The organism is Rossellomorea sp. RS05 (genome assembly GCF_039822645.1).
GTDB classification, from domain to species: Bacteria; Bacillota; Bacilli; order Bacillales; family Bacillaceae_B; genus Rossellomorea; species Rossellomorea marisflavi_B.
The window spans coordinates 1-286 of sequence record NZ_JBDKWY010000030.1 but is presented as its reverse complement, the minus strand read 5'-3'; the positions used below and the strand labels follow the sequence as shown (position 1 = coordinate 286).

General features: G+C 44.4%; 1 pseudogene. It reads left to right on the top strand.

Going from position 1 to position 286, the window contains the following annotated elements:
• Window positions 1-286: pseudogene (locus ABJ225_RS22325) on the top strand (IS110 family RNA-guided transposase); the annotation flags it as partial.

Genomic DNA, 286 nt, shown 5'->3' with positions numbered 1-286 from the left:
TGACATGACTCCTATTGAAGCAGAGTTGCGTCATGGTTCGGCATTTAGGGCTCGTCTGAAAAAACAAGGAGCGTCGACTCAAAACCGGATCAAGCGATGGATTGATCTATACTTCCCTGAGTTTATTTCGGTTTATAAGTCCATTGGAATGAACGCCTCCACTGTTCTTTCTTCCTATCCTCTTCCGGAAGACCTTGTGAGAGAAGATCCTGAGAAGCTCTTGGAGAACCTCAAGAACCTGGGAGGTAAGCATTTCTCGGTTAAAAACCTTACTAAGCTTCTTGAT